7 protein-coding genes and 1 rRNA gene are annotated in these 6,422 nt (G+C 68.8%); 6 read left to right on the top strand and 2 right to left on the bottom strand.

Translation table 11 applies throughout. The features are described 5' to 3' along the window. The first annotated feature begins 172 nt into the window (after nt 1-172). From GA0070562_RS18075 to clpX, 3 genes are all read left to right on the top strand, one after another. Nucleotides 173-814, top strand: a complete 642-nt coding sequence (locus GA0070562_RS18075; protein ID WP_018786886.1) for an ATP-dependent Clp protease proteolytic subunit — start codon at nt 173-175, stop codon at nt 812-814. A gap of 14 nt (nt 815-828) precedes the next feature. Beyond that, nucleotides 829-1,491, top strand: coding sequence for an ATP-dependent Clp protease proteolytic subunit (locus tag GA0070562_RS18080; protein ID WP_013288034.1), 663 nt, complete (start codon nt 829-831; stop codon nt 1,489-1,491). A 226-nt stretch (nt 1,492-1,717) separates the two neighbouring features. Beyond that, nucleotides 1,718-3,010, top strand: coding sequence for an ATP-dependent Clp protease ATP-binding subunit ClpX (gene clpX / locus GA0070562_RS18085; protein ID WP_091423211.1), 1,293 nt, complete (start codon nt 1,718-1,720; stop codon nt 3,008-3,010). Between the two features lie 23 nt (nt 3,011-3,033). Here clpX and GA0070562_RS18090 read toward each other — a convergent pair whose 3' ends face one another. Continuing rightward, the gene (locus tag GA0070562_RS18090) at nt 3,034-3,672 is read right to left on the bottom strand and encodes a helix-turn-helix domain-containing protein (RefSeq protein WP_254663816.1); all 639 of its coding nucleotides are present in this window, start codon (nt 3,670-3,672) and stop codon (nt 3,034-3,036) included. Nucleotides 3,673-3,698: 26 nt separating this feature from the next. Between GA0070562_RS18090 and GA0070562_RS18095 the strand changes: the two genes are divergently transcribed. Both GA0070562_RS18095 and GA0070562_RS18100 read left to right on the top strand, forming a co-directional pair. After that, nucleotides 3,699-4,532 (top strand): EamA family transporter, encoded by an 834-nt coding sequence (locus tag GA0070562_RS18095; RefSeq protein ID WP_091423216.1) that lies wholly within the window; start codon nt 3,699-3,701, stop codon nt 4,530-4,532. Between the two features lie 39 nt (nt 4,533-4,571). Beyond that, nucleotides 4,572-5,369, top strand: coding sequence for a carbon-nitrogen hydrolase family protein (locus GA0070562_RS18100; protein ID WP_091423219.1), 798 nt, complete (start codon nt 4,572-4,574; stop codon nt 5,367-5,369). A 6-nt stretch (nt 5,370-5,375) separates the two neighbouring features. On the opposite strand, the gene GA0070562_RS18105 is transcribed toward GA0070562_RS18100, so the two are convergent. Next, nucleotides 5,376-5,597: a hypothetical protein gene (locus GA0070562_RS18105; protein ID WP_091423357.1), complete on the bottom strand. Its 222-nt coding sequence runs from the start codon at nt 5,595-5,597 to the stop codon at nt 5,376-5,378. 643 nt (nt 5,598-6,240) lie between these two features. Here GA0070562_RS18105 and GA0070562_RS18110 point away from each other — a divergent pair. Beyond that, nucleotides 6,241-6,422, top strand: a 16S ribosomal RNA gene (locus GA0070562_RS18110); the annotation flags it as partial.

The following is a 6,422-nucleotide window of genomic DNA, read 5'->3' on the forward strand; positions in this document are numbered from 1 at the left end:
TCGGGGGTTTCGGCCGCCGTCCCGCGCTGCGCGCCGGGAGGCGGCCGAAACCCTTTCCGGGGTACGCCGTGCGGGTGACTGCGCTGAGAGCGAACAGTGCCCCGACCGGGAGTACGCCTCCCGGCTGAGCGGTTAGTGTCGGGTAGGACGGTACGGAGAGCGAAGGGCTGCCATGACCGACATGCACATCCCCAAGAAGTCGCTCCGGGTGAACGAGGCCCGCGGTGGCGACTCCATTGGCAACCTCGACGACTCGGTCTACAACCGGTTGCTCAAGGAACGGATCATCTTCCTGGGCAGTGAGGTGAACGACCAGGTGGCCAACCGCATCTGCGCGCAGCTCCTGCTGCTCGCGGCGGAGGACCCGGACCGCGACATCTTCCTCTGGATCAACTCGCCGGGTGGCTCGGTCTACTCCGGCATGGCGATCTACGACACCATGCAGTACATCGACAACGACGTCTCGACCGTGGCGATGGGCATGGCCGCGTCCATGGGCCAGCTGCTGCTCTGCGCGGGCACCAAGGGCAAGCGGTACGCCCTGCCGCACGCGCGGATCATGATGCACCAGCCCTCGGGCGGTCTCGGCGGCACCGCGTCGGACATCGCGATCCAGGCCGAGCAGATGCTCTACACCAAGCGGATGTTCCAGGAGCGGGTCGCGTTCCACACCGGCCAGTCCCAGGAGCAGATCGAGGCGGACTCGGACCGTGACCGCTGGTTCACCGCCCAGGAGGCCATGGACTACGGCTTCATCGACAAGGTGATCATCGGGGCCGCGCAGGTTCCGGATGGCGCCGGGACCCTGAGCTGACCGAGGAGCTGACGATGACCGACCTGAGCCTGCCGCCCCAGTTCGCGGCCGTGCACAACCGCTACGTCCTGCCGTCGTTCGTCGAGCGCACGTCGTACGGGATGAAGGAGTCCAACCCGTACAACAAGCTCTTCGAGGACCGGATCATCTTCCTCGGCGTGCAGGTGGACGACGCGTCGGCCAACGACGTGATGGCCCAGCTGCTGACGCTGGAGGGCACCGACCCGGACCGCGACATCATCATGTACATCAACTCGCCCGGTGGCTCCTTCACCGCCATGACGGCGATCTACGACACCATGCAGTACGTCCGCCCGGACATCCAGACCGTCTGCCTCGGGCAGGCGGCCAGCGCGGCGGCGGTGCTGCTCTCCGCGGGCACCCCGGGCAAGCGGATGGCGCTGCCCAACTCCCGGATCATCATCCACCAGCCGGCCACCGAGGGTGGCTACGGTCAGGGCTCGGACATCGAGATCCAGGCGCGGGAGATCCTGCGGATGCGGACGCAGCTGGAGGACATGCTCTCCCGGCACTGCAACCGCCCGATCGAGCAGGTTCGCAAGGACATCGACCGTGACAAGATCATGACGGCCGAGGAGTCCAAGGAGTACGGGCTGGTCGACACGATCCTGACCAGCCGCAAGAAGGGTCTGCTGGCGTCGCACGCGGCGGGCTGAGCAACGTGTGGTCGGAGGTCGGTCGGGGTATCGTTCCCGGTCGACCTCTGACACACCCGTTTTGGGGGTCGGAGAAAACCCGGCCACCGGGTAACGTCGGGTCTGTACCGCTCCGCGGTCGGATCAGGTGAAGCCGACAGCATGGTGGGACGACAGGACGGACGGGCGCTCCGGCGCTCGCAGGTCAGGGCCGGCGTTCCGGCCGACGAGTGCAGGGAGAACGTAGGTGGCACGGATCGGTGACGGCGGCGACCTACTCAAGTGCTCCTTCTGTGGCAAGTCGCAGAAGCAGGTCAAGAAGCTCATCGCGGGCCCAGGTGTCTACATCTGCGACGAGTGCATCGATCTCTGCAACGAGATCATCGAAGAGGAGCTGGCCGAGTCCGGCGAGGTGAAGTGGGAAGAGCTTCCCAAGCCGATGGAGATCTGCCAGTTCCTCGACAACTACGTCGTCGGTCAGGAGCAGGCCAAGAAGGCGCTCGCCGTCGCGGTCTACAACCACTACAAGCGGATCCAGGCCGAGGCGGCCGGCGCGCCGGGCTCAGGCACCGACGGCGTCGAGCTGGCCAAGTCCAACATCCTGCTGCTCGGCCCGACCGGCTGCGGCAAGACGCACCTGGCGCAGACGCTCGCCCGGATGCTCAACGTCCCGTTCGCCATCGCCGACGCCACCGCGCTCACCGAGGCGGGCTATGTCGGTGAGGACGTCGAGAACATCCTGCTGAAGCTCATCCAGGCGGCCGACTACGACATCAAGCGCGCCGAGACCGGCATCATCTACATCGACGAGGTCGACAAGATCGCCCGCAAGTCGGAGAACCCGTCGATCACCCGCGACGTGTCCGGCGAGGGCGTGCAGCAGGCGCTGCTGAAGATGCTGGAGGGCACTGTCGCCAACGTGCCGCCGCAGGGCGGGCGCAAGCACCCGCACCAGGAGTTCATCCAGATCGACACCACGAACGTGCTGTTCATCTGCGGTGGCGCGTTCGCCGGGCTCGACCAGATCATCGAGGCCCGCACCGGCTCCGGCGGCACCGGCTTCGGCGCCCGGCTCCGGTCGGTCTCCGAGCGGTCGACGGACGACATCTTCAGCCAGGTCATGCCGGAGGACATGCTGAAGTTCGGGCTGATCCCCGAGTTCATCGGCCGGCTGCCGGTGATCACCAACGTGCGCAGCCTCGACCGCAGCGCCCTGGTGCGGATCCTGACCGAGCCGCGCAACGCGCTGGTCCGGCAGTACCAGCGCCTGTTCGAGCTGGACGGCGTCGAGCTGGAGTTCGAGCCGCCCGCGCTGGAGGCCATCGCCGACCAGGCCATGCTCCGCGGCACCGGTGCCCGCGGCCTGCGGGCGATCATGGAAGAGGTGCTCCTCTCCGTGATGTACGAGGTGCCGAGCAACCCCGACGCCGCCCGGGTGCTGATCACCCGTGAGGTCGTCCTGGAGAACGTCAACCCGACGATCGTGCCGCGCGAGTTCACCGGCCGGCGCCGGCGGGACCGCGAGGAGAAGTCGGCCTGACCGCCGTCGCGACCGCGCCCGGGTCAGCTCGGGCGCGGTCCGCGTGAGCGGGTCCGCCGATCCCACTCGCCCGACGGGGTGACCACCACCATCATCAGGCGCACCGGTTCGTCACCGGCCGTGCGGTAGCCGTGCTCCCGGTCGGCGTGGAACTCGACCGTCTCGCCGGCTCGTACCTCGTGGTCGACGCCGTCGACTGTGACGGTGGCGGCGCCGTCGAGCACGTGCAGGATCTCCCGGGTGCCGTGGGCGTGGTCGGGGGATTGCAACGCCTCCCCGGGTTCCATCCGCCAGTCCCACAGCTCGACCAGATCGGGTTCGCCGAGCCCACTGAGCAGACGAGCCAGGCCACCGTGCGGGCCGCGCCACAGCACCGGCGCCTCGTCCGCAGCGCTGACCCGTACCGTGCTCTGTTCGGCCGGCTCCAGCAGCCGGGCGATGCTGACGCCGAACGCGTCGGCGACCCGGCAGAGCGTGCCGATGCTCGGGTTTGTCCTGGCCCCCTCGATCTGCACCAGCATGCCCTTGCTGACCCCGGAGCGGCCGGCCAGTTCCTCGAACGACCAGCCGCGCGCGGCTCGTAGCTCACGTACCTGACGGGCGACCGCTGAGGTCACCGCGCCGACCCGTCTGCTTGCGTCGGTCATCACACTGTCCTTCACGGTCACTATTGTGGTACGACTGCTGAGTGCTACCCATTGTCCTCGCCGCCGTGTCCGCGCTCGCCTTCGGCACCGCCGACTTCGCCGGCGGCAAGGCGTCCCGGCGCGCCGACCCGATCGCCGTGACAGTGGTGTCGCAGATCCTCAGCGTCCCGCTGCTGCTCGTACTCGTCCTCGTGGTGCCCGGCTCGCCGAGCCCGCTCGACCTGGGGTGGGGACTGCTGGCCGGCGTAGCGGGCGCGGGTGGCGTCATGCTGCTCTACCGCGCGCTCGCCACCGGCGTGATGGCTGTCGTCGCCCCGGTCACCGCGATCACCGCGGCGATCGTGCCGATCGTCGCCGGCCTGGTTCTCGCACACTCCCCGGGCGCCGTCGCGCTCGGCGGCGCCGGGCTCGCCGTGGTCGCCATCGGCCTGGTCAGCCTGGGGGAGCGCGGTGCGACGCGCCGCGTCTCGGGCCGCGTGCTCGGCATGGCGCTGGCCGCCGGGCTGCTCTTCGGCATCTTCTTCGCGCTGCTCGGCCAGGCCGACGAGGCCGCCGGCATGTGGCCGGTTCTGGCGGTACGCGTCAGCTCGATCGCGTTCGGCCTCGCGCTCGCCGTCCGCACCGGCGCACGACTGCGCCTGGGGCGGCGGGTCCTCGGCTGGGCCGCGGCGGCCGGCCTGCTCGACTCCGCCGCGAACGCGCTCTTCCTCGCCGCGGCGGGCCGGGGACACCTGAGCGTGGTGGCCGCCATCGCCTCGCTCTACCCGGCGAGCACGGTCCTGCTCGCGCTCGCCGTCGACCGGGAACGACTCCGGCCGGCACAGGTCGCGGGGCTGGGCTTCGCCGCGGCAGCGCTCGTCCTCTCCAGCGTCTGAGCCCTGTCGCAGGCCTGCTTCCGCCCGTACCCTCTCCTCATGCGCGTCGCCGTCTGCCAGCTCAACGCCCGCGACGACCGGGCGGCGAACCTCGCCGCCGCCGAGGCCCTGCTGGTCAGGGCCGCGGCGGCCGGCGCGGATCTCGCCCTGCTTCCGGAGTACGTCGACTACCTCGGTCACGCCGACCGGATGCCGCCGGCCGAGCCGGTCGACGGCACGGTGGGGCGGTTCTTCGCGGAGGCCGCCCGCAGGCTGGGTATGTGGGTGATCGCCGGCTCGTTCCACGAGGCCGGTCCGGACCCGGCGCACACCTGGAACACCTCCCTGGTCTTCGACCGCGAGGGCGTGCTCGCCGCCGCGTACCGGAAGATCCATCTGTACGACGTGGAGATCCCCGGTCGCGTCTCCTACCTGGAGTCGGCAACCGTCGCACCCGGCGAGAAGCCGGTGGTGGTCGACGTCGAGGGCCTCCGGGTGGGCCTGTCCATCTGTTACGACCTGCGGTTCCCGGAGTTGTACCGGCAGCTCGCCACCGACGGCGGCGCCGAGCTGCTCGTCGTGCCGGCGGCGTTCATGATGCACACCGGGCGGGACCACTGGGAGGTGCTGCTGCGGGCCCGGGCGATCGAGAACCAGTGCTTCGTGGCGGCGGCGGGCCAGACAGGCGACCACGATCCGGGCCGGACCTGCTTCGGACGCAGCATCGTGGTCGACCCGTGGGGGACGGTGCTGAGCCAGGTCGCCGACGGTCCGGGGCTGGCCGTCGCCGAGATCGACCTGGAGCGGCTGCGGAAGATCCGCAGCGAGCTGCCCAGCCTCGCCAACCGCCGGCTCTGACCGCGGTCAGCTACCGAACAGCAGGCCCAGCGCGGCGATACCGGCGATCGCCGCTGCCGTGATCAGCAGGGCGGTGGTCATCCGGGAGGGGCCGCGCCGGGCCAGGCGTCTGACCGACAGCAGCAGTACGGCGAGCACGACGGCCCCGATCACCAACTGCCAGAACGGCAGCAGGAGGCCGAGCAGAGCGTCCTCGGCGACGGCCGGGACCGGGGACGGATCATCCATGCCGACCACTCTGGCACGGCGTCGCTGTTGGCGTCCCCCTTCGGCACTGGCCTTCCGCGGGCCGGCGCGCTCGCCCCAATGACGATCATTGATTTGCCTTCCGAGGCGGGTCCGCGTAACTTTCTCTCTGCACGAGGGAGGCCGGGCAAACCGGCCGAGAACGGGCACCAGGCTGGTGGCGGTGACGCCGAGCCAGACTGAGATTCGGGCGGTGCTCGACACTCCGGGACACGGAGTTGCGAATGCGAAGCCGACCGGGTAGAGTTCGGAAGCCGGCAGGGAGCCGGGCGGGTGGTCGCGAGAGCGACGCCGGCCGGTCCGCCGAAACCCACGAGAGCAACGACCACCGGAAACGGTGAGCGTCAGCGTGGGTCTGGTCGAACCAAGTTGATCACCTCGAACACGAGGTTGACGACGGAGGCAAGACCGAGTAGGTTTGAGGGGTTGCCCCAAACGGGGGTTCCGCTGAAGCGGGGCTTTCTGGTTGGTGTGTGGTTGTTCTTTGAGAACTCAACAGGGTGCTTGTAAAGCCAGTGCCAATTGTTTTATACCCCGGACTGGTGGCCATTCTTTTGGGAGTGGTTGCTGGTTGGGATTCCTTTGGCAACACTTTTGTTGCCAGGTTATGCTGTTCGACAAGTTTTTGTTGGAGAGTTTGATCCTGGCTCAGGACGAACGCTGGCGGCGTGCTTAACACATGCAAGTCGAGCGGAAAGGCCCTTCGGGGTACTCGAGCGGCGAACGGGTGAGTAACACGTGAGCAACCTGCCCCAGGCTTTGGGATAACCCCGGGAAACCGGGGCTAATACCGAATATGACCTTGCA

Origin of the sequence: Micromonospora tulbaghiae (assembly GCF_900091605.1) — a bacterium.
Taxonomy (GTDB): Bacteria; Actinomycetota; Actinomycetes; order Mycobacteriales; family Micromonosporaceae; genus Micromonospora; species Micromonospora tulbaghiae.

Bases quoted from the DNA above. Each gene is read 5' to 3' on its own strand.
- GA0070562_RS18075 (WP_018786886.1), top strand. From the start codon at position 173: ATGACCGACATGCACATCCCCAAGAAGTCGCTCCGGGTGAACGAGGCC.
- GA0070562_RS18080 (WP_013288034.1), top strand. From the start codon at position 829: ATGACCGACCTGAGCCTGCCGCCCCAGTTCGCGGCCGTGCACAACCGC.
- GA0070562_RS18100 (WP_091423219.1), top strand. From the start codon at position 4,572: ATGCGCGTCGCCGTCTGCCAGCTCAACGCCCGCGACGACCGGGCGGCG.
- GA0070562_RS18105 (WP_091423357.1), bottom strand. From the start codon at position 5,597: ATGGATGATCCGTCCCCGGTCCCGGCCGTCGCCGAGGACGCTCTGCTC.